The following is a 22606-nucleotide window of genomic DNA, read 5'->3' as shown; positions in this document are numbered from 1 at the left end:
ACAGAGTGATTTTTAAATAGAGACTATAGTTCCGATATGCTGACTTGCTGGTAAGCGTGAAAAATGGGCTCGATATCTTGCTTTTTTCCTGCCATCATTCGTTGGTAATGGGCGAGAGTAGTGGCAAGGTAGCGTGTTGCTACACGGCGTTGCTCTAACGATTCGGTTTGCCAGATTTGCTCACCAACAGCGCTTATTTTCGGTAAGTGTTGGTCTTGTTTCAGAGCCTTTGTAACGAATAAAATTTCGTAGATCCGGCGATTCTCTTCTACCAGTACTTCCTTTTTCAATCGTAAATCTAATTTGTTTAATGCGCGCCTTAATGTGTGATTGTGGTGAACAGGGCAAAGTAGGAAATCGAGTTCAATATCGGGATTGTTCAGTGTGATTTCTTGAACCAAATGCGTCATGAGATCACCGCCAACGCCTGCAATGATAATAAGCTGCTTTCCTTGCTTGCTCGCAACAGGAATTTTGGTGACGTCCAAGCAGTAAGTCTGCCAATGAGGGGCTTCCTGTTTTACCATCAATTGGTTGAGTTTATTGGTTAACTCTTCGATCAGGTTAGGGACGATGTCAACAAAATGGACCATTTTGGCTGCTTTTCGAGTCAGTAAAGCGCCTCCTAGTTGCCCGTGATCGCAGCAGCAATCCCAGATGTGCTGGTAACCAGACTCTACCATGGCTTCAATTTTTTTTAGTCGTTTGCCCAGTTTACGTTCTTTCATTGGCTCATGATCACTTGCTCTGTAAGGCGCGCATTGTAGTCTTTTTCCGATCTCAAAGACAGACAGCAATAAGCCGATGGTGGGCGTTACGTTAACTCTGGGTAAGGCCAAATAACGGCCACAATAATTATCACTAGACGACTGGTCTAATTTTGGTTACAGTTGGCTTATGAATACAAAAATCAACGATACACGCCAGCATATATTGGATGTCGGCTACCAGCTTGTGGTAGCAAAAGGCTTTACCAGTGTTGGTTTGTCTGAACTATTAAAAACCGCTGATGTACCCAAAGGGTCTTTCTATCACTACTTTAAATCGAAAGAGCAATTTGGTGAGGCGTTAATTGAAGACTACTTTCATCAATACTTAGAACGCATTAATGGTGTTTTAGTATTGGGAGACGGTAATGGTCGTGAGCGTCTACTTGCGTATTTTGGCCGTTGGCTGAATATTGAGAATGGCAGCTGCAATGCCCATAAGTGCTTAGTGGTAAAACTCAGCGCCGAAGTGTCAGACTTGTCGCCAACGATGCGAGAGTCTTTACTATTGGGTGCCAATAAAGTGATATCGACCATTAGTCAGTGCTTAGAAAGTGGCATTGAGGATGGCTCAATTAAAGCCTTAGACAGTGAGTCAATGGCCGCCACCATTTATCACTTATGGTTAGGGGCAAGCTTAATGAGTAAGTTGAACCAAAATCAAACCGGCTTAGAGCAAGCCTTGGTGACAACCAAGCACTTTCTGTCCGATAAGTAATGGCTATCCGATAAGCACGATAAGTAGCTCAACCAGATAACAAACATAATACCCGCTGTTTAATACGGCGGGATTTTTTGAAATGAACACTAGACGACTGGTCTAATTTATGAAGATTGGTCAATAACGACATAAAGGAATAATCCAATGACTCAAGTTACTAACCGTCGCGTTGTACTGGCTTCTCGCCCTGTTGGCGCACCCACTCAAGCTGATTTTCGCATTGAACAAGCTGAAATTCCAAGTATTGCTGACGGCGAAATGTTACTGAAAAGCATCTATTTGTCATTAGACCCATATATGCGTGGGCGCATGAGCGCTGCCAAATCTTATGCCGATCCAGTGGAGCTTGATGACGTCATGGTTGGCGCAACAGTGTGTCAGGTGGAAGCGTCGAATAATGCTGACTTTCCAGTAGGCGAATGGGTTTTAGCTTACACAGGTTGGCAGGACTATGGGGTATCAAATGGCGAAGGGTTAATTAAGCTCGGTCAGAACCCTGCTCATCCATCGTTCGCACTAGGCATCATGGGTATGCCTGGGTTTACCGCTTACATGGGTCTGCTTGATATTGGTGCTCCTAAAGCAGGTGAAACACTCGTGGTTGCTGCGGCGACTGGCGCAGTAGGCGCAACAGTGGGTCAAATTGGTAAGTTAAAAGGCTGCCGTGTGGTTGGTGTTGCTGGTGGCGAAGAAAAATGCCGTTACGCAAAAGAGGTACTGGGCTTTGATGAGTGTATTGACCATAAAGCAGAAGACTTTGCCGAGCAATTGGCGGCCGCTTGTGACAACGGCATCGATGTTTATTTTGAGAACGTAGGCGGTAAAGTGTTTGATGCGGTTCTACCGCTATTGAATACGGCGGCTCGCGTGCCACTGTGTGGTTTGATTTCTCAATACAATGCAACAGCATTACCTGAAGGCCCTGATCGCATGTCTTCTCTGATGGGCGCGCTGTTAGTGAAACGAATTAAAATGCAAGGTTTCATCATATTTGATGACTACGCTCACCGTTATGGCGAGTTTGCGCAAGAAATGGGTGAGTGGCTTGCACAAGGTAAGATGCAATACCGAGAGCACCTAGTCGATGGTTTAGAGCAAGCACCAGAAGCCTTTATGGGTCTGCTAGAAGGCAAAAACTTCGGCAAGCTTGTTATTCAAGTGAACCAACCAAAATAAGGACAACGGCAATGATTACTTTACACCATTTAAATAAATCTCGTTCTAAACGCATTATTTGGTTGCTGGAAGAGCTTGAGTTAGATTACCAAATTACGCCATACCAAAGAGACAGTGTCACTTTTCTTGCGCCACCTGAGTTAAAGAGCGTGCATCCTTTGGGTAAGTCACCCGTGCTTGAAGACGGTGATCTAGTGGTGACGGAGTCGGGGGCAATTACCGAATACCTGATCGACAAATACGGCAAGGGAGCGCTATCACCAGAGCGTGGTACGCAAGCGTATACTGAATATTCACAATGGCTGCACTTTGCGGAAAGTTCGGCGATGTTACCGCTGCTATTAAAGCTGTTTGTCACTAAAGATGGTTGTGAAACTAACTTTTTAGCGGACTACGCGGATGCAGAGACCATGAAAGTACTGAGTTACTTTGACCAAAGCTTAGTGGGTAAAACCTACTTGGTAGAAGAAACGCTCTCAGGGGCGGATATCATGATGTCATTCATTGTCGAGAACCTAGTCAACAATGGCTCTATTGAGCACTTCGCTAATTTAAAACGTTACGCTGAGCAACTCGCTACCCACGATGCTTTTCATAAAGCAGACGCTGTAGAGCTCAAGTACGCTTAATCTCTGTATTTAGAATGAAAAAAGGACAAAAGCCAGTGAGTACCTAAACTCGCTGGCTTTTTTACCTGCCCCCACGAAATTGTTGCGGAGTCATACCTGTCCAGCGCTTAAACCATCGACGAAAGTTGGCGGTATCACTGTACCCGAGCCGAAACGCCATCTCTTCAATCGTCAACTTAGTCTGGATTAAAAATTCTTTGGCGATATCAGCACGCACTTCACTCACTAGATTCTGATAGCTCGTTTGATTCTGCTCAAGCTTTCTTCTCAACGTGCGCGGCGAGCAACCAAACTGAACGGCGATCAGTTCTATCGAAGGGAAATTACCCGTACTCATGTATAAGATCGCATTAATTTGATTCGTCAGTAGGTAAGGAGATTGCAACGCAGCCATAACCGACTCACATGACTGAAGATAATTATTCAGCATATCTGCGTTATGAGTCTTAAGGGGCATCGATAGCAGTGAAGAATCAAAACTAAGCTTAAGGCTTGTTGCTTCAAACTGGGTGCGACAACCAAACCGTTCATTGTACTTCTGGCTGTAATCCGTTTTAGGGTAAGGGACAGTCAATGAGCGAACGGCAAGAACTTCACCTGTTAGCTCTTCGAATAAAGAGGCAATGGCACTATAAAAATACTCGCTACAGAACGGCAGCAAATCACCGATATCGAGCACATTTTCCAACACAATCGCTGCAGTTTGATCGTCCTTTATAACTTTAACTGAAAAAACCGGCCCATTGAGGTTCAGGTATTTAAACCCCGTGGTTATCGCCTGTTCTACAGTTCGGCTACTCAATATCGCATAGCCTAAAATGCCAAAGTGATTTAGCTTTGCTCTCTCTCCCACCAGCAAGCCAACGCCCAAGCCCTGAAAGTGACGATTTATATTGCGAAATAGCATCAACTTATCGGCATAAGTCATTTGAGCGCTTTCAGCCTGCCAATCTAGCTCTCCTAACCCAATCTCCTGCAACATTGCGGTAGGTTTAAATCCAAGGCCCTCAACCGCCTCTAACAATAAGGCGATATCCATTACCCCCAATTGATGGCGATAGTCTGTAGACCGGTATTCCGCGACAACTTCCATCGTAAAGACACCCTGTTTTTTTGCCCTCCATACAGACCCATTCAGCCATGTTCGTGATCACCAATCACTTTATGTCCGATAATGACCTGATATTAATGCCTAGATTAGATCAAACTGACGTAAGTGTTAACTATTTGTAAAGAAAATTATGATTTCTACACGTCCTGCTCCTGAGAGTTTAATTTCGATAGACGGTAAGCCTATCTATGGTCACTTCGATGGCATTCCAGAAAACATTAACGCCCAGAGGTTTGACTACAGAAATTGTATGGATAAGAGCGCAGGCAAGCTGGCTAAATATTTCCACTATAAACAGTTTCAGTTTGTGAGCCTAAGAACCGAGCGATATCTCATTGGTGTTGCCATTGCTGATATTCGTTATCTGGGCTCTTCATTTTGCTACGTCTACGATATAGAAAATGATGCCCTCATTGAGAAGACTTGGCTAAGGCCGCTGTCATTTGGTAAGAAAATGGCAAGTTCTTCCTATTCAGGGGATAGCCATATGGGTCAAAACAAACTGCGTTTTGAAATCAAACAAGGTCTTTGGCGCGTACAAGCGAACGGCAAGCACCTAGAGCTAGACGTTCACTTACAGCCAAGCGATGGAAGCATGCCATTGTCAGTCTGTACGCCTACTGCATACTCAGGCTGGACGTACACCCAAAAACATAACGCGCTTTCAGTAAAGGGCTCGCTAAAAGTGGATGATGTCGTTATTGAACTGGAAGATGCCTTGGCAGGCTACGACTTCTCAGCAGGCTATATGCGCCGTGAGACAAGTTGGAGATGGGCAAGTCTCAGCACTCAAATTGACGGCAGCCTATTGGGCCTAAACTTGGCCGCAGGCGTTAACGAAACCGGGAGCTGCGAAAATGCGTTATGGGTAGATGGCCGTAGGCACTTACTTAATCCTGTCCACTTTACCTTCGATCGTGACTATATCGAGCAAGGTTGGCACATCCACTCAGAGGATGGTCGACTCGAGCTTCATTTTACGCCACTCAACCAACGCAGCGAAAAACTCAACTTACTGCTACTTAAGAGCAACTTTCGCCAATTTATCGGTCACTTTAGCGGTTTTATTATCGACACCGATGGGGCAAAGCACGAGCTGAACAACGTACTCGGGCTAACTGAAGATCACTTTGCCAAGTGGTAACTCTTTTTCGGAGATTAGAATGGAATTTCAAACAATTATTGATCATCCAGAGTGGCTGCTCATGCTGCTTGCCCCACTGTTTGTCGGTTTGATGTTAGCAGAATACTTTATTGGCCAAAGACGGGGGAAACTGCCAGAAAATTCAGCCTATAAATTGCCCGAAGTGTTATGTAACTTCTCGCTGGCGGGAATGCATCAACTTGCCGATCTACTGACAGGACTACTCATAGTAAAACTCTATATGTGGCTATTTGGTTGGAAGCTATTAGAGATCGAAATGAACGTGACGTCGTTTATCACTCTGCTCATTTTACAAGACTTCTGCTATTACTGGTTTCATCGGGCAAGTCATAGAATACGCTGGATGTGGGCCGCTCATGTCGCCCATCACAGTTCAGAGCGAATGAACTTTAGCACCGCATTTCGCCAAAGCTTAATGTATCCCATTGCGGGAATGTGGCTATTTTGGGTCCCTCTGGTCATCTTGGGCTTCGAGCCGAAATGGGTGATTTTTGCGGTACTACTCAACCTAGGGTTGCAGTTCTTTGTCCACACGCAGTGGGTTCGCTCATTAGGTTTGATTGAGCTAGTTTTTAATACGCCATCGCACCACAGAGTGCATCATGGGAAAAACCCGCAATATATCGACAAAAACTACGCTGGTGTACTGATCATTTGGGACAAAATCTTCGGTACCTTCGCACCAGAAGTTGAGGCAGTACGCTACGGAATTACTAAGCCAGTAAACAGCGATAATCCGATTACCGTAACCTTCTCTGAGTGGCGAGATATGTTGCAAGCTGCGCAAGACAAGCGTTTATCGCTAAAGCAACAAATCGGCATATTTCTCTCGCCACCGAACGATAAAGAGTGACCAAATTCATCGATGGTGAAGGCGAGATAGGGAAGAGACTATCCGCCAATGAGTACCGTAGGCATTCCCATAATGATCGTGCCGCCATGAGCAGTCAGATCGCCCATGCGAGCTGCTGGTTTATTATTGATAAGTACCGTCGCACTGCCTTTTACAACGCTATCTGGAGGTCCGACGCACACGCACATTTGGCCTAAGGTTGCGGCCGGAAGGTTACCAATAAGCACAGTACTTGGCATTGGTAATAATGGGCCGCCGACGTGTGGAATGGGAACGATTGCCGGAGTTTGCATCGGGCACATATGCATGTCGGTGGCTCGAGCTGCTGGTAACATAGTATTATCCTAAATTTCCCCGTTTCCGCCTTGGGCGATGTTAAAACCAATGTCGAAATAGCTTTTGTAACGTTGCTTTGCCTCTTCACCATCAGGCAAAACAGCGGTGAGGTTAATGCTTCCCGCGACGGCTTGTGCATATAAATAGGCAGGAGGCGGAACAATCGGATCTTTCGGGCTGGTCATACTGCCGCCACTCCAAAATGCCGCTTGTGCTACCCAGCCAGCGCCAGTATCCAATGTGGCGCTTTCTGCCATCGTCTCTGCAAATCGCCGACTGGTTTCATCCGGAGTATGAACCCAGGCTTTGGCCGCACGAATGGCATCTAATTCTTGTTCGTTCCAATCTTGACGTTGGCTGGCACAGCAACTGGCCCACCAAATCGCTTCTCTGACGGGCATTCCGTGTGCAAGGTAAGTAATGGCATCCGCGTAAAGTTCTTCGTCGATTGCCAATTGAATCAATTCGTAAGGTGACATGCCATCGGTTGCGAGTTGGCAGATTTCGTTGTTAGCGTCATAGAATGAGAAGATCTGCTTTGCATTTTCATAAGGGATTTTTATTAACTTCATTAGTTTACCTTTGCAATTGCCCCTTGAATTTGAACCATCGCACCCGCTTTAACCTGGGTCATGGCACTTCCATTAATACTCACCATCGCGGCTTTAACGTCCGCTTTTCCTTGCCCTTCAACGGTCACCATTGCGGCTTTCATTTCTGCTTTGGCTTTTCCGCTGATCGAAACCTGAGGCGCATCTATTTTTATACCACTGGCACTGATTTCAATTTTACTTGCGCCAACTTTGAGTTCAATTTTGCTCTTGCCCGTAATTGAGATACTGCTCCCGTCAACTTTTACGGCAGATTTTGCAGTAACCGAGGCGTTGGACCCGGCATCGAGGTTAATGTTTTTGTCGCTTGCTGCCGAGAGATCATCTTTTGCATTGGTGGTCAGAGTTTTTTCACTTTTAACGGTGAACGCTTCTTTGCTGGATACATCGAGTGTTTTTTCAACTTGTGTGAGCGCCTTGCCCTTAATTGTTGATGTTGAATCGTTATTTACATCGAGCAACCAGTCTTTTTCTGCGTGCAAAAAGACCTGCTCTTTGTCTTTTTGATCTTCAAAGCGTAATTCGTTGCCTTGTTTACTGCTGCCTTTCGGCGTCGAGCGAGTTTTTATTCCTGCTTGAGTCGCTGAGGAGTATGGCGTGCTATTGGCTTTATTGTAAATTGAACCGACGACAATTGGCCTATCTGGATTGGCATCTATGTATTGAACCAGTACTTCATCACCAATTCGTGGAATGAATTGCATACCAAACCCTTTACTGGCCGCGCCTTGCGAGACGGGCAACCAACATGAACAGTTTTCGTCTGGCTTTCCGTCTCGGTCCCAGTGAAAGTGAACTTTAATACGGCCAACTTTGTCTCGGTAGATCTCTTCCCCGTTAGGGCCAGTGACGGTCGCGGTATGGATACCATTAGCATGGGGCTTATCAATGACACCTGGGCGAAACGGTGTTGCGTAACTAACGGCTTGAAAGTGGTTGTTATAGTGGGTTTGTTGGCCCGACTCATCACACGTTACCGAATGCACAATCTTGATGATGAAGTAGTCTTGATTGAACGATGAAACCGGGTGATCGCTTAATTTGAAGCGTTTGCCACAGGCCAAAGCACTGATTGAGGACTGAGACGTTGCGATGCTTTGCAGGGCATCATGGGCTTCCATTTGGATCTTCGCAGCTTTGCGAATGACACTTTTGTCACCAAACCCTTGGCCGTAGCGATAGTCTTCCAACGATTTGATTGTGTCGTCTGCTGCGCTTTTTCGTTCACCACTGTCAAAGACTTCAGCCAATTCTTGGCTATGATCCGCTAGACATAATTTTGAGGTCGTGATTTGAGCTTTATGCTGCCAATGATTCAGGACTCTTTCTGGATCTGGGAGGCCATTTTGAAAGGCGATAGTACTGCGTTCAATCGCCTTAAATGATTGGTTAGAATCAGCAATAGTGACGATAGGTTTGCTATCACTGTGTTCGACATGATAGTGCCAGCCTTCAGCAGAAAGTAAACGTTGCATAAACGCAAGATCACTCTCGTCAAGTTGCACGCAATATTCGTGTTTTTGACCATTGCCAGAAATAGAAAATTTGAAATAGCTTTTGAAGTCAGAATCACCGATGACTTTTTCGATAATTTGCTTGGTTGTCAGATTTTGAAATATCTGGCGATTATGGCGATATGCTAATAGTGATAGCGGGTCAACCGCTTGTACTTGGTAGAAATAGAGAGATTTCTCTTCACTATGACTCATCAACTCAATACTGGAAACAAGGCCTAAAAACTGGCGAGTTTCGCTGGCTTGTTTATAGCGTATGCAAAGAGGTTTACCTAGAGGTTTGCTCGAAATTTGCTTGTTAGATGCAATAGTAAAAGACATGGTTACACCGTGAGAGAGGCGTTCTTCGCACTCTAAGTGTGTCACGATATAAGTTTTACCGTCTGACAGTTTGGCTGTGAGCGGGCGAGTCTCATTCTTTATTTCACTATTTGGCATAACCACCGCGTTCTTTAATAAATATCAATACCTTTAAAGTGGGCATTAAAGGTATATACTAGATGCAAGTAATAACATAGTAGAGCGTTCACGGAAGCAAAATTAAACAATGAATAAATATCCCAAAATGAGTTCCATATTTATTGTATTTATCACCGTATATATTATTAACCTCGCCTTTTTATAATTACTTTAGTAGAAAGTAAAGTAATTATTTGTCCTATCTTTGTAATGTGCGAATAGAGTAAAAGCACTAAATTAACAAATTTGGAACATATATATATTTAACAAATCGGAATAATTAATTTCAGTGCAATTAAGTTCACTTGATCTTGGTTCGCTAAGATACCTATCTGGTAAGATGAGAAATATTTAGTTACATTTGCAATTGTTTGCTGTGCTTATTAATCAATGGTTTACGATTTTTTAGCGAATCATGATATATATTAGGTACGATGTTGTATTTATATAAATACAGAATCGGGTCTTTTTTTTTAGTAGTTCAAAAGATATAATTTATAACATTCGATTAATGTTAAGTTATTTTTAATCCTCCTATTTAGCTAGATTAACTCTAATTTAGTGTCGTCTAAATTTGTAGATTCTTATTGGGTTACGTCCTGTTTATTTGGATTTAATATCACAAAATTTACAGTTATATTGGCGTTTATTTAGGCGGGGTTTAATATCTCCCTGGGTTCGACTCGGCTCCCTAGAGCCTTTGTTGATCTCTGTACCTTTAATTTTCTTATTGCTCAAGTAAGTATTCACTACAAGATTATCGCGTATGTTGTTCAGTAAAAAATATATATCGGAGCTAATGTCTCCAATTCAAGATGATGCCGTGTGTGGCGTTTACTTAAAGTCTGACAAAGGCGCGTTTCGTCCTCTTCGCAATGAATTTAATGTTGCGCAAACTTCTATGCGTAAATTAAGCCAAAATCCAAGTGCAGAAGAACGCGAAATACTACAAGAGCAGAATCACGAAAATTGGGAACAGTTATCGCAATCTCTGTTGAAGCAGTTTCAAACGGTGACTCGTGATATTGAGTTGGTGAGTTGGTTCATGGCGTCACAAGTGGTACTTGATGAACAACTCGATGCTCTGTCAAATACCTTAGTTTGGCTGGGCGATCTCGTCGAGCAACAGTGGGATGCGCTTAACCCAGTGTTACCGGAAAGTAAGCTTAAGAGTGACGGTGAAGCAGGTCGCGCTGCGGAGCAATATGAAGCCAAAGTGAAGGCGTTTTTTCAGCTGTTGGGTGACAGTGAAGAGAGCAGCTTGCTTTATGCGCCGATGCTCTTTCAGCCGTTGGTAGGCGATATTTCTTTTTACGACTACCAGAGTGCAGAACGTAAAGGGGAGTTGAATCAACTTAAGCAACAAGCGAGCGCGCACGTCGGACACGAGCGAGCGCAAATTAATCAAAAGCTGAATAACTTAACGCTGTGTCTTGAGCAAATTGGGCGGTTAGCTGGCTTAACACGTGAGAAAGCGAATTCTCTTGGGGTGGCCAGTCCGAATTTCAATTTTGTTAAAGGGCTGATGACCAAGTATAGCGCAGCGCTGCAGCAGTTGACGGGCGTTAAGGTTGAATTGAAAGCCGTTGCTTCTGCTCCTGAAACTCAAGATCAAGCCTTGGAATCGAGCCGCGTTGAACAGCCTGAATCAAGTGGAGTTAGCCAAACCGTTGCTTCTTCGGTTGAAGCCGCAGCGCCCATGACATTAGGGACAGGTAACCTGTCCCAGACAGCCAAAACTAACAGCATGAATCGTGATGTCGCGTTTCATCTGTTACGCGAAATATCCGATTATTTCCGCCAAAGTGAGCCGCATAGTCCGGTGTCATTTTTGCTCGAAAAAGCCATTCGCTGGGGCTACCTGCCGTTGCCTGAATTATTGCAAGACATGATGGCAGAGCAACAAGGTGATCAGCTTAACCAAATTTTTAATGCCGCAGGGCTCAATCACCTCGATCAGGTTTTGCTGCCGGATGTAGAGATTGTCGCGACCGACATTAAAAACAATTCAACACCAGTGGCTCCGGTTATTGAACCGGAACCCGTCAGTGTTGAACGACAAGTATCAGAGTCTTCCACTGCTGATACTCCATTAAAACAACAAAGTGAAAAACCTTCACCATCAGGCTCAACAGCCCTTCGTTGGTGATCCTCTTTTTTGCAAATAAGGAAGAAAAAATATGGCAAGTATTTACATGCGTATTGAAGGCGTCGACGTTAAAGGTGGCGCAACAGTTGAAGGCCTAGAAGGCAACAGTTGGTTTGCTATCTCTTCTTACTCTTGGGGCGGTGTGCGCAACGTTGCAATGGATATCGGTAATGGTAACAACGCCGATGCGGGCATGGTGGCTTTAAGCGAAGTTAACCTCGCAAAACAAGTGGATGGTGCGTCTGAAGATCTGCTTTCTTACCTATTTAACCCAGGTAAAGAAGGCAAGACAGTAGAAATCGCGTTCACTAAACCAGAATCTGACGGTTCTGGCGCGAAATTGTACTTCCAAGTGAAGCTATCTAAAGCACGTCTTGTTTCTTACAACGTAAGCGGCAGCGACGGCTCTCAACCATTCGAAAGCATTTCTTTGTCTTACGTAGAGATTTCTCAGAAACATAACTACGAACTAGAAGGCGGCGAAATCAAAGACGGCGGAATCGTCACTTACAACCTACCTCAAGGTAAGTTGCTGTCTGGCTCTAAATAATCCGCACAGTGAGGTACTTCGTCTTGGCGAAGTACCTTTTTACAACGATGCAATTTCTTAATTAGGACACATCTATGGCATTGAATTCACAACATAAGCGCGTCAGCAAAAACCGCGTGAGCATCACTTACGATGTAGAAACCAACGGCGCAGTTGAAACCAAAGAGTTGCCATTCGTCGTAGGCGTTATTGGCGATTTTTCTGGTCACAAACCAGAGTCTGACAAAGTGGACTTGGAAGAGCGTGAATTTACAGGCATCGATAAAGATAACTTCGACACTGTAATGAGCCAAGTTAACCCAACTCTTTCTTACAAAGTTGATAACAAACTGGCGAATGATGACAGCCAATTTGAAGTCAACATGAACTTTAGCTCAATGAAAGACTTTCACCCAGAGAACGTGGTTGAGCAAATCGATCCGCTGAAGCAACTGGTAGAGACTCGCAACCAGTTGAAAGTTCTGCTGAGTAAAGCAGACCGCTCACGCGATTTAGAACGTTTGCTAAAAGAAGTCTTACAAAGTGCTGATGCTATTCAAGGTTTAGCTGATGAGCTTGGCTTGAAAAAAGAGGGAGCTGAATAATGTCTACTGAGCAACTAACTGCTACCGAAGGTGCTGTAGAAGCGCAAGCATCGTTGAGCGTTTTGGATCGCGCGATCACTGCAACGGCACAAACGCCGGTGGATACAACTAAAGAATTATTGAGCATTCTGACGTCGCAAGCGTTGGAAGGCACAGTCACATGGGATAAAAACTTAACCCTAACAATCGAGAAAGCCATTAGTGCACTGGACAGTAAAATTTCAGAGCAACTGTCTTCTGTTATGAAAAACAGTGACTTCCAAAAGCTGGAAGGCACATGGTTAGGTCTACAGAAGCTTGTTAAAAATAGTGAGCTTGGCCCGGATTTGAAGATTAAGTTGGCCGATTACACCAAAGACGAATTGCTAGAGCAGTTTGAAGATGCGCCAGCAATCGATCGCAGCCGTTTCTTCACTATGGTTTACCAAGAAGAGTTTGGTACTGCTGGTGGTCAACCGTACGGTGCGCTTATCGGTGATTACGAATTTGGTTACGGCGACGAAGACGTGGCTCTGCTACGTTACATGGGTGAAGTGGCTTCTGCTTCTCATGCCCCATTCGTTGCGGCTGCTAATGCAAGCATGTTTGATTTCAATTCCTTTGCAACCTTTGCTGATGGCAAACCTGTAGCGGCTGGTTTTGATTCGCCTGCGTATGCGAGCTGGAATGCATTCCGAGAAAGTGATGACTCACGTTACGTGGCGTTAACGCTGCCAAAAACAATTGCTCGTTTGCCTTATGGTTCTGAGACTGTGCAAGTGAAGTCGTTTGATTTTGAGGAGCTGAAAACACGTGAAAACGGTCAGCAAATCGTTGAATCAGATCAAGACTTTGTTTGGAGCAACGCGGCATACGAATTCGGTTTACTGCTGACTCAAGCGTACACCCAATTTGGCTGGTGTACGGCGATTCGTGGTACTGAAAATGGCGGTAAGGTTGAGAACTTATCTAACTTTACTTACTACTCGAATGCCGGTGATTTGCTGCAGCAATGTCCGACAGAAGTGAATCTCACTGATGAGCGTGAAAAAGAGCTCAGCGACCTTGGTTTCCTACCATTGGTTCACTACAAGAATACCAACTACGCCGTATTTATGGGGGCTCAAACGACTCATAAACCAAAGACCTATACAGACCCTGACGCGACTGCGAACGCAGCGATTTCAGCGCGCTTGCCTTACACCATGGCAAGCAGCCGTATTGCTCAGTTCTTGAAAGTGATGGGACGTGACCGTATCGGTTCAAACCTAGATCCAAACGATGTAGAAAAAGACCTAAATACTTGGATTCATCAATACGTTAACCCGAACGCAATTGGCAACGAAGCGAAAGCTCGTCACCCACTTGTTGAAGCGAAGGTCACCGTAGAAGAGCAGGCCGGACGACCGGGTGCCTATTCTGCAGTTGCGTATTTACGCCCTTGGTTGCAAATGGAAGAGCTCAGCACTTCCTTGCGCATGGTAGCGAACATCCCAGGTTAATTTAATTCGGGGGCGACAGTCCCCGATTTTTTTCCGACGATGTGTACCGTTAAACGGCTTTGATTTGGACACTGCATGATAACTCAATCTCGAATAGCAATGATTTCCCCTGCACTTGCCAAGCTCGCTTGGCATGAGTTATTGCCGCTTGCAAAAGAGAATGAGAGTGTCCAATTCAAAGCACTTTTAACCCAACTGATCGTTCAGCTAGATCAAACGATCAGTGAACAATTATCTGAAGTCATGCAACACAACGACTTTAAGCAACTTGAAGCGAGTTGGTCAGGGCTGCAAATGTTGACTGAGCTGCCCGTGTCGCAGCGACGAGTCAAAGTGAAAACACTTGACCTAAGTTGGGACATGGTTTCAAACGATCTCAATTACTCGTTCGACATAAAGCAAACCGCTTTGTTTAAAAAGCTCTATTCCAACGAGTTTGACACGGCGGGTGGTACGCCATTTGGCTTGGTGTTGGTTGATCACAAAGTCAGCTCAGATTACAGCGATGAGCAAGACCATGATGATCTTTATACCTTGCAGCTGTTATCAGAGCTAGGCGAGCGTGCGTTATGCCCAATGGTACTTGGCCTTGATGAGTTTTTCTTCGGTGATGACCCCAATCGCCAACTGCACGACAGCGCGAGAATTAAACGGATTCTAGACAGCCGAGACTTCCGATCTTGGCAACTATTGCGTGAAAAAACCTCTGCTCGTTTTCTTCATTTGGTGATGCCTGAGTTTCTTATGCGCCAGCCATACCGTCAGTACACTGCGGGGTTTATTTATAACCAAGCCAATGATCGTGACCATGCTTTGTGGGGGAACAGTGGCTACTTACTGGCCGCGAATGTGATTCGAGAGTTTGACCGGATCAGCTGGTTTGGATTTTTGCGTTCGTACAACGAAACCGGCTCTTATGGCGCAATTGTTGATGGCTCTACATCGCTTACTGCAAAAGTCGACCTGTACAGCGAAGAAGATGGTTTTTGGGCCGAGCAAGGTTTTGTTCCTTTGAGCAGCCTATACCTTACAGAGCAGAAAGGTTTCTTTAGCAATCAGTCGGTATGGCAAGCCCCTAATGAAGCGGCTCGTATGTTGGGGATGTTACAAACCAACTTAATGGCGTGCCGATTTGGTCACTACATCAAAGCGCAAATTCGCGACCAAATTGGTCGTTACGACAGTGCTTCTGATTGTAAGCGTTCGCTCGAAAACTGGCTCCAACATTATATCAGTGAAGTGGATTATGGTGAGGACTCCGTCATGGCTCGCTATCCATTAAAGGCGTGCAAAGTGAGCATAGAACAAGACACACACGATCAGACTCGTTACCTATGTCAGATCATGCTTCAACCTCAATATCAGTACGAAATGATGGATGCGCAAGTGGTGCTGACTACCTCTGTCTCGAACCAAGAAGTGGGGGAAAGCGCATGAGTCTTATGGCCAAACTCACGCAGACATGGCGTGAAGATATGGACGCCCAACGTGACGCCATTATTGAAAATGTATGTGGTTTGATTTCCAGCCGTGCCCCTATTTGGGCAACAGAAGCCAATGACCAAGCATTGAAGAAAACCATTGTGAATATTGGTCTGCGTAACGTGACACGTTCACAAAGCAAATCGAACAGCGATGTGATTGTGGCTGATATTGCCGATCTGATCGCACGTTTTGAGCCTCGCTTAATTCAAGTGGAAATTGACGTCGATGAAGATTCTTATCAACACAATCAATTGAAATTTCGCCTCGCCGCTGTCATGCACTCCAGTTTAGGGGATGAAGCGATTGTACTGGATTCCTTTTTGGACTTTGGCCGTAACAAACTAGATGTAAGGAAATCGAACCTTGTCTGATACTTTGCTTTCCTATTTCGAACAAGAGCTGCGTTTCATTCGTGATGAAGCGTCGCAGTTCGCTGCCCGTCATCCTGGTGCGGCCAATTCTCTTGGGATCAACCAAGATGGGATTGATGACCCCCAAGTTACGCGATTGATAGAAAGCGTGGCGCTGCTTAATGGCAAGCTTCAACAGCGTCTAGATGAGTCGTTTCCTGAGCTCACAGAGAGCCTGATTCGTTTACTGTTTCCTCATTATTTACGACCCATTCCGTCGTACAGCTTGCTTGATTTTGTTGTCAATGAAGATGCGAACGCGACACACCAGATCCCAGTCGGTACTGAGTTCGAATTACGTGATGAACAAGGTGAAAGTGCGATTTTTCGTACCACTGAAAACGTTGCTTTGTACCCACTAAAAATTGAAAAAGTGAACGTTGCGTTTGCCCCATTCGAATTTGCGAAACCTCGTGGCGCCGAACATGCCAAAGCTTTGATAGAAATTACTATTTCAGCCATCGACTCGGGTGTTGAATTATCTGAACTTGATATTGATAGCCTTAAAGTACACCTAAAGGGTGACAGTAGTTTTGCTTTGCGATTGTACGACCTGTTGTCACAAGGCACCGCTCAAGTGTGCGTGGCGAGTGAAGGCTCTCGATCTGAATTAGGTCGAGACGCGATGCAACCCGTCGGCTTCGACGTTGACGACACCATATTACCGTATCAAGCAGCCAGCTTTGGTGGCTTCAAGTTATTGACTGAATTCTTCATGTTCTCAGAACGTTTTAACGGATTCCGATTTGATTTCTCTGATGCTTTGAAAGGAGTTCGCGGCCATCAATTTAAGCTGCAACTGTTCATTGATGAATTGAGTGTCGACTTGGCGAGAACCTTGAGCGAAGAACACTTTTGCCTGTTTACCACCCCGATTGTTAACTTGCACCAAGCGGTGTCTGATGCTGTCGAAATTGACTTCTTTAAGAAGCACTATCCAATCGTGCTTGATGCGAGCCAAGATCATGACTTAGAGCTGTTTTCAGTTGATGACGTTTTGGATGTAACCCAAGCCACCCCTGTCAGTATTGCCCAAGTTTATGGTGAGAAATTCTCGCCAAACCACTCGGGTTTGCGTTGGCAGCTGGTGCAAACATTGCACGAAAGTGGTGGGTTGGAGAGCAGCCTAAAAGTGGCAGACCTTGATCATATCAGTGCTCAAAGTGAGCCTCGTACTTGGTTGGTTAATGGCACGGTAAGTGACGGCATTAAAGCGGGCTATCTGCCGGTCACCAGTAAAGTGGAGTGCCGAGAGTCTTTGACCATTCCAGCAAAAATGGAATTGTTGCGTCGTCCATCTTTACCGATGCGCAGTAAAGACGCCAACAGAAACGTCTGGTCGTTGCTTTGCCATTTGCATTTTAACTACCACGCAATCTTGGGAACCGATGATCCTAAAGCCACATTAAAAAACGTGTTCGAGCTTTATAACCATAATCAGAGTTCGCAAAACCATGTGTACATCGAGTCGATAGTTGGTATCGAGCAAGAGCAAGTCGTTGCTCCTATCCGCGTATCGGGCAAAACGTGTTTTGCTTATGGTACCAAAATTACCGTGACGCTTGATGGCAGCAACATTTATGGTGGCGTCACTTTGTTCAGCCATCTGCTTGACCGATTTTTCTCCTATTTTGCCGGCTTTAACAGCTTTACTCAGGTTGAAATTAAACTTGAAGGACAAGATGGCCAGTTCATGACCTTCCCAAGGAGAGCTGGATGCAAAAGTCTGCTTTAGAGCGCCTAGCGACGGGTCAATTTCATGTAGAACTCGATAAAGCGTGGCAGATGTTCAAGCATCGCGCGGAGCATCGTGGCATTCGTCCTAAATTACGCTTTAGTGCGGAATCTCTTCCTGCGCATTATCAAACACAAGTGACCAGTGTCTCGAGCGATATCCAAGGCCACTACGTGATGAAAACACCATTGATGGCGTTAGCGGGCAGTCGCGGCGTTATGCCTCGTACTATGTACCGTCAGGCTTTGACCGCCCAGTTTGATCTTGGTGACGAGGCGGCACTGGACTTTTTCGATAGCTTTAATAATCGCTATTTTCGTTTGTATTGTCAGACAGAGCTTAAGCACGACCTATGCAGCCAGTTAGAAGAAGAAACCTTCAGTTGGAATCAGCATAGACAGTCTGTGACCACCATGTTGTCGAGCTTTGGTGGTCAACATGAAGCCACTGACGTAGTACCAAAATCACACTTGATTCAGTACAGCGGCTTGTTGGGGTTAAAGCTAACTTGCCCTCATGCGTTAAAGCACCTGCTAGAGGATTATTTTGGTGCGCAGTTCGTGATTGAACCGAGTGGCCTTGAATATCAGCCATTAACTCCGTGTTCTCTGACTCAATTAGGGGGGCGTGGCCAAAACCGCCAGCTCGGAATGGGCGCATTGTTGGGCAAACATGCGCCAATGGTTGGTCAAAAACTCAATATCAAATTGTGCCCAAAGAACTACCGTCATTATTTGAGTATTCGAAGTGACCAAAAGATGATTCGAGCGATAGAGCACCTAGTAAGAAGTTACATGGGAATCAACATTAAATACAAATTGTACATGAAAGTAGACAGTCGTTATTTACCGCGCGTTAAGCTCGCGAGTAGTGCTGAAAGCGGCCTGAAAGTCGGTCAATCTGCTTGGATGAATAGTCGTACCAATCAACAGCAATTCGTAGAAATGCCATTAACCGCGAGTGAATAAAATGATCAATATTGAATTACAAAGCCTAGTAACTCGGCTAACCCCAAACCTAAAATCGTCGTTGGAATCTGCGGCTGGCGAGTGCGTGAATCGTGGTCATTTTGCCATAGAGTTAGAGCACTGGTTCATTCAATTGCTGCAAAACTCATCCATGGGTTGGCAACAAGCATTACAGCAAGCGGGTGTAGCACCGCAAGGGCTAATCGAGCAACTGAATAATCACTTGGCGGGGCTTGCACAGGGTAATAATACATCGCCATCGTTATCCCCTTCTTTAGTTGAACTGTTAAAAGACGCATGGATGATCGCCTCGCTTAACCATAAGCAACTGTCGGTCAATGAATATCATCTTCTCATGGTGCTTAAGCAGAGAATCGAACAAGGCGCATACAACGGCTCACTCTCTCATTGGCTTAACGCTTTGTCATCTGAATGGTTACGCTCTCAATCGTTGGCAAATACTGCTCCTAGCGCACAAAAGCCGACTTCCCCAAGCATGGTCAATAGCGAGTTCGTCGATGGCAACACGCCAGCACTGGATAAATACTCGCAAAACCTGACGCAGAGCGCTCGTAACGGCGAGCTTGATCCTATTTCTGGTCGTGGTGATGAAGTCCGTAAAGCGGTGGACATTCTGTGTCGCCGCCGTCAAAACAGCCCTATTTTAGTGGGCGACCCGGGCGTGGGTAAAACGGCGATTGTAGAAGGTCTCGCACAACAAATTGTTGATGGCAATGTGCCTCCTGCGCTTGCTAACGTTGAGCTACGCAGTTTGGATTTATCCGCTTTGCAAGCGGGCGCAAGTATTAAGGGCGAGTTCGAAAACCGTCTTAAAGACGTCATCAACGAGATCAAACAGTCGGCGACGCCAATCATCATGTTTATCGATGAAGCTCACACCTTGATCGGTGCAGGCGGTGCCGCTGGACAAAACGACGCTGCCAATATCCTAAAACCGGCATTGGCGCGTGGCGAGTTCCGTTCTATCGCGGCAACAACGTGGGCAGAATATAAGCAGTATTTTGAGTCAGACGCGGCGTTAACCCGACGTTTTCAAGTCGTATCTATTGGTGAACCAAGTGAAGAAGACGCGGTTCACATGCTACGCGGCGTGAAAAAAAGCCTAGAAAAACACCACAGCGTTAAAGTGATGCAAGAAGCGATTGATGCTGCTGTCGCGCTTTCTGTACGTTACCTGCCTGAGCGTAAGCTACCCGATAAGGCCATCAGCTTACTTGATACGGCGTGTTCTCGCATTGGCCTGAGCCAAAGTGCTGCGCCGCGCCAGTTGGAAGCCATTGCTGAGCAAATTCGTTACGTTGAAAATGAAATCGAGACACTCAATCACGAAGCGGCACTTTGGTCGATTGATGACGTGCGTCGTGACGCTGTTGAACAAAAACTGGCGGCATTGCAAAGCGAGCATCAAGCGATTGAGCTGCGTTGGGAGCAAGAGAAGTCGTTAGTTAACGAGATCATCGAGCTTCAAACTCAGTTGGATGCTTTGTTTGTCGCTGGGGAAGATCTAAAGCAAAACCCAGAAAAAGCGTTGCTGAAAAGCAAGATGAATGCGCTGCGCGAAATGCAAGGCGAACAACCTTTGGTGTTACCACAAGTTAACCAACAAACCGTGGCTGAAGTGATCTCGCTTTGGACTGGGATACCGGTTGGCAACATGCTCAAACAGGAAGTTGAGCGTCTAATGCACCTTGAAAATCACATTGGTGAACGAGTCATTGGGCAAATCACACCCATTGCTGAAATCTCACAAGCGATTCGTATGGCACGAGCTGGGTTAACGGATCCGCGTAAACCGGTGGGCGTGTTCCTGATGTGTGGCCCAAGTGGCGTTGGTAAAACGGAAACCGCCTTGGCTTTGACTGATCTGCTTTATGGTGGCGAGCGCAACATTACCACCATCAACATGACCGAGTTTAAAGAGCAGCACAAAGTCTCGATGCTATTGGGATCGCCTGCAGGTTACGTGGGTTACGGTAAGGGCGGCGTGCTGACAGAAGCCGTGCGTCGGAATCCTTATTCGGTGCTATTACTGGATGAAATGGAAAAAGCACACCCAGGTGTGCACGATATTTTCTACCAAATCTTTGATAAAGGCTCGATTTCAGATAGCGAAGGGCGTGAGATAGATTTTCGCAACACCATCATCATTATGACATCCAATGCGGCAGACAGCGCGGTGGTGAACGCCTGTGCGACCGTCCGTCCGTCGATTCCTGATCTGACTCAAGCCATTTTCCCTGAGCTACAACAGTTCTTCAAACCTGCGTTTTTGGGTCGCGCGACCATAGTGCCATATTTCCCATTGAATGATGAAGAGATGGGAAAAATTGCGCAATTGTCGCTACGCCGAATCGAAAAACGTGTGAAATCGCATTATGGCGCTACTTTCCAATATGACCCGCAAGTGGTGGATCTTTTGGTCAGCCTTAACCTGTCGCCAGAAACGGGTGCCCGTGCGATTGAGCAATTGATCAACCGACAATTGATGCCTGAATTGGCGAACAAATGCATCGTTCGTATGAGTATGTCTCAGCCAATTCATTCGGTTTCTGTTTCTGTACAACAGGGCCAGTTTGTTATTGATATCAGTTAATTCAACACCTTATCGGCAGGTCGAATGGGAGCCTGCCGATAAACATGACACGTTCCCAAACACTATTAAAACAACATCGTAAAAACTTGTTACTCCACTTTTTGAGAGTAACCCATTGATAGGTAATACAAGATGACCAACTTTATTTTTTCGCCTGCACAACTGAATTGGATTCGCAACAAATTGAAAATTGCTGTGATCCACGGTGGAGACAAAGCACAGCCTCGAGGTTTTATTTTTGAAAACCTGAGCCCTCGTTCAACCAAAACTTATGAAGCCGTGGCACACGATATTGCTAACGCGCTGCGTGAATCCGGCTTCCAGCTGGTTACGGTATTGGCCGAAGATATTTATCTGGCGGAAACCCTGCGTCAGGAGCAAGTAGATTTGGTGATCACCAACAGCGGTGGTCTGCAAGGTTTTGATTCTATGTGTCACTTACCTTCAATGCTAGAAATGTTGGGCGTGCCGTATGTGGGTCACTCACCAATGACAGCAGGCCTGTTAGACAATAAGCACCTATTTAAACATGAAATAAAAGCAGCCGGCCTGCCCACCGCGCCTTTCATTACTATTGGTATCGACGAAGATTTTGCGAGTGAAAGCAACCAGCGCGCACTGGACGACATTGCACGTCGTTTCCCACAAGGGTTCATTGTTAAGCCGGTTTCTGGGCGAGCTTCTATTCATGTGTACCCAGTGTTTGATCGCAGTGAACTGGCAAGTACGGTTGAGAAAGTGCGTCAAGCGAGTAATAACATCGTGATGATTGAACCGTTTCTTGGCGGGCGTGAATTTGTCGTGGCAGTGGCAGGAGAGTACACCTTTAAACAAGGCGAATTGACTCAGTCAGACAAACCGATGGCTTTTTCGATCACCGAACGTGTATTGGGCGCCGATGAACCTATTTTCACCTCGATGGATATTAAACCCATTACGCAAGACCGACTGATTGCCGTTACCGAACAGCCATTGCGAGATCAATTGGCGGAAATTGGCCAGAAAATCTACCGCCAATTGGGTTTACAAACCTTGGTTCGAGTCGATATGCGTATGGATAACGCCGGCAATTTGTATGTGTTAGAGACCAATCCTAAGCCCGATCTAAAGCGTCCGGAAGGCGATAAGGTCAGCTTAGTTTGTCATGATTTACAACGTGAAGGGATGAGCTATACCGACCTCATTCAATCATTGGTTTTTAATCGTTTGTCGTTTTTGAAAGCCAAACGTCCAATGGCATTGGCGCATTGTTTGAATGAACAATTCGACCTGATTGGCGACGTTTAGG

General features: G+C 45.6%; 20 protein-coding genes. 15 read left to right on the top strand and 5 right to left on the bottom strand.

Annotated features, from left to right (window positions below; all coding sequences use genetic code 11):
* Positions 1-23: 23 nt before the first annotated feature.
* On the bottom strand, positions 24-728 hold the full coding sequence (locus tag VTAP4600_RS19815; protein ID WP_102524508.1) for a tRNA (adenine(22)-N(1))-methyltransferase: 705 nt from the start codon (positions 726-728) through the stop codon (positions 24-26).
* A gap of 169 nt (positions 729-897) precedes the next feature.
* Between VTAP4600_RS19815 and VTAP4600_RS19810 the strand changes: the two genes are divergently transcribed.
* The 3 genes from VTAP4600_RS19810 to VTAP4600_RS19800 all read left to right on the top strand — a co-directional run bounded on the left by VTAP4600_RS19810 (position 898) and on the right by VTAP4600_RS19800 (position 3293).
* On the top strand, positions 898-1485 hold the full coding sequence (locus VTAP4600_RS19810) for a TetR/AcrR family transcriptional regulator (protein ID WP_102524507.1): 588 nt from the start codon (positions 898-900) through the stop codon (positions 1483-1485).
* 147 nt (positions 1486-1632) lie between these two features.
* The gene (locus tag VTAP4600_RS19805) at positions 1633-2664 is read left to right on the top strand and encodes an NADPH-dependent curcumin/dihydrocurcumin reductase (RefSeq protein ID WP_102524506.1); all 1032 of its coding nucleotides are present in this window, start codon (positions 1633-1635) and stop codon (positions 2662-2664) included.
* A gap of 11 nt (positions 2665-2675) precedes the next feature.
* The gene (locus VTAP4600_RS19800) at positions 2676-3293 is read left to right on the top strand and encodes a glutathione S-transferase family protein (RefSeq protein ID WP_102524505.1); all 618 of its coding nucleotides are present in this window, start codon (positions 2676-2678) and stop codon (positions 3291-3293) included.
* A gap of 61 nt (positions 3294-3354) precedes the next feature.
* On the opposite strand, the gene VTAP4600_RS19795 is transcribed toward VTAP4600_RS19800, so the two are convergent.
* Positions 3355-4386, bottom strand: coding sequence for an AraC family transcriptional regulator (locus tag VTAP4600_RS19795; RefSeq protein ID WP_102524504.1), 1032 nt, complete (start codon positions 4384-4386; stop codon positions 3355-3357).
* Positions 4387-4534: 148 nt separating this feature from the next.
* Between VTAP4600_RS19795 and VTAP4600_RS19790 the strand changes: the two genes are divergently transcribed.
* Both VTAP4600_RS19790 and VTAP4600_RS19785 read left to right on the top strand, forming a co-directional pair.
* Positions 4535-5548, top strand: a complete 1014-nt coding sequence (locus VTAP4600_RS19790) for a DUF2804 domain-containing protein (RefSeq protein ID WP_102524503.1) — start codon at positions 4535-4537, stop codon at positions 5546-5548.
* Between the two features lie 19 nt (positions 5549-5567).
* A complete protein-coding gene (locus VTAP4600_RS19785; protein ID WP_102524502.1) occupies positions 5568-6422 on the top strand; it encodes a sterol desaturase family protein in 855 nt (284 codons plus the stop codon).
* A 38-nt stretch (positions 6423-6460) separates the two neighbouring features.
* Here the strand turns inward: VTAP4600_RS19785 and VTAP4600_RS19780 are convergent, their stop codons facing one another.
* The 3 genes from VTAP4600_RS19780 to VTAP4600_RS19770 are packed head-to-tail and all read right to left on the bottom strand — an operon-like array spanning position 6461 to position 9321.
* Positions 6461-6757 carry a PAAR domain-containing protein gene (locus VTAP4600_RS19780; RefSeq protein WP_102524501.1) on the bottom strand — a complete coding sequence of 99 codons (297 nt, stop codon included), beginning with the start codon at positions 6755-6757 and terminating at the stop codon, positions 6461-6463.
* Positions 6758-6766: 9 nt separating this feature from the next.
* Positions 6767-7330 (bottom strand): DUF6931 family protein, encoded by a 564-nt coding sequence (locus VTAP4600_RS19775; RefSeq protein ID WP_102524500.1) that lies wholly within the window; start codon positions 7328-7330, stop codon positions 6767-6769.
* Complete coding sequence (locus VTAP4600_RS19770) at positions 7330-9321, bottom strand: type VI secretion system Vgr family protein (protein ID WP_102524499.1); 1992 nt, start codon at positions 9319-9321, stop codon at positions 7330-7332. Before VTAP4600_RS19770 ends, VTAP4600_RS19775 begins: the two co-directional genes overlap by 1 nt.
* Positions 9322-10108: 787 nt before the next feature.
* On the opposite strand from VTAP4600_RS19770, the gene VTAP4600_RS19765 reads away from it, so the two are divergent.
* The 10 genes from VTAP4600_RS19765 (at position 10109) to VTAP4600_RS19720 (ending at position 22605) form a co-directional block, all read left to right on the top strand.
* Complete coding sequence (locus VTAP4600_RS19765) at positions 10109-11491, top strand: type VI secretion system protein TssA (RefSeq protein WP_102524498.1); 1383 nt, start codon at positions 10109-10111, stop codon at positions 11489-11491.
* A gap of 31 nt (positions 11492-11522) precedes the next feature.
* Positions 11523-12041: an Hcp family type VI secretion system effector gene (locus VTAP4600_RS19760; protein ID WP_102524497.1), complete on the top strand. Its 519-nt coding sequence runs from the start codon at positions 11523-11525 to the stop codon at positions 12039-12041.
* A 74-nt stretch (positions 12042-12115) separates the two neighbouring features.
* Positions 12116-12625, top strand: coding sequence for a type VI secretion system contractile sheath small subunit (tssB, locus tag VTAP4600_RS19755; RefSeq protein ID WP_102524496.1), 510 nt, complete (start codon positions 12116-12118; stop codon positions 12623-12625).
* Positions 12625-14106: a type VI secretion system contractile sheath large subunit gene (tssC, locus tag VTAP4600_RS19750; protein ID WP_102524495.1), complete on the top strand. Its 1482-nt coding sequence runs from the start codon at positions 12625-12627 to the stop codon at positions 14104-14106. Before tssB ends, tssC begins: the two co-directional genes overlap by 1 nt.
* A 75-nt stretch (positions 14107-14181) precedes the next feature.
* Complete coding sequence (locus VTAP4600_RS19745) at positions 14182-15543, top strand: type VI secretion system contractile sheath domain-containing protein (RefSeq protein ID WP_102524494.1); 1362 nt, start codon at positions 14182-14184, stop codon at positions 15541-15543.
* Positions 15540-15962, top strand: a complete 423-nt coding sequence (locus tag VTAP4600_RS19740; protein WP_102524493.1) for a GPW/gp25 family protein — start codon at positions 15540-15542, stop codon at positions 15960-15962. The genes VTAP4600_RS19745 and VTAP4600_RS19740 overlap by 4 nt, the downstream gene beginning before the upstream one ends.
* On the top strand, positions 15955-17736 hold the full coding sequence (gene tssF / locus VTAP4600_RS19735; RefSeq protein ID WP_102524492.1) for a type VI secretion system baseplate subunit TssF: 1782 nt from the start codon (positions 15955-15957) through the stop codon (positions 17734-17736). Before VTAP4600_RS19740 ends, tssF begins: the two co-directional genes overlap by 8 nt.
* Positions 17718-18704 carry a type VI secretion system baseplate subunit TssG gene (locus tag VTAP4600_RS19730; RefSeq protein ID WP_102524491.1) on the top strand — a complete coding sequence of 329 codons (987 nt, stop codon included), beginning with the start codon at positions 17718-17720 and terminating at the stop codon, positions 18702-18704. Before tssF ends, VTAP4600_RS19730 begins: the two co-directional genes overlap by 19 nt.
* 1 nt (position 18705) lies before the next feature.
* Positions 18706-21318, top strand: a complete 2613-nt coding sequence (gene tssH, locus VTAP4600_RS19725; RefSeq protein ID WP_102524490.1) for a type VI secretion system ATPase TssH — start codon at positions 18706-18708, stop codon at positions 21316-21318.
* Positions 21319-21450: 132 nt separating this feature from the next.
* Positions 21451-22605, top strand: coding sequence for a D-alanine--D-alanine ligase family protein (locus VTAP4600_RS19720; protein WP_102524489.1), 1155 nt, complete (start codon positions 21451-21453; stop codon positions 22603-22605).
* Position 22606: the final 1 nt, after the last annotated feature.

The organism is Vibrio tapetis subsp. tapetis, assembly GCF_900233005.1.
GTDB classification, from domain to species: Bacteria; Pseudomonadota; Gammaproteobacteria; order Enterobacterales; family Vibrionaceae; genus Vibrio; species Vibrio tapetis.
This window is presented reverse-complemented; position numbering and strand designations above follow the sequence as displayed.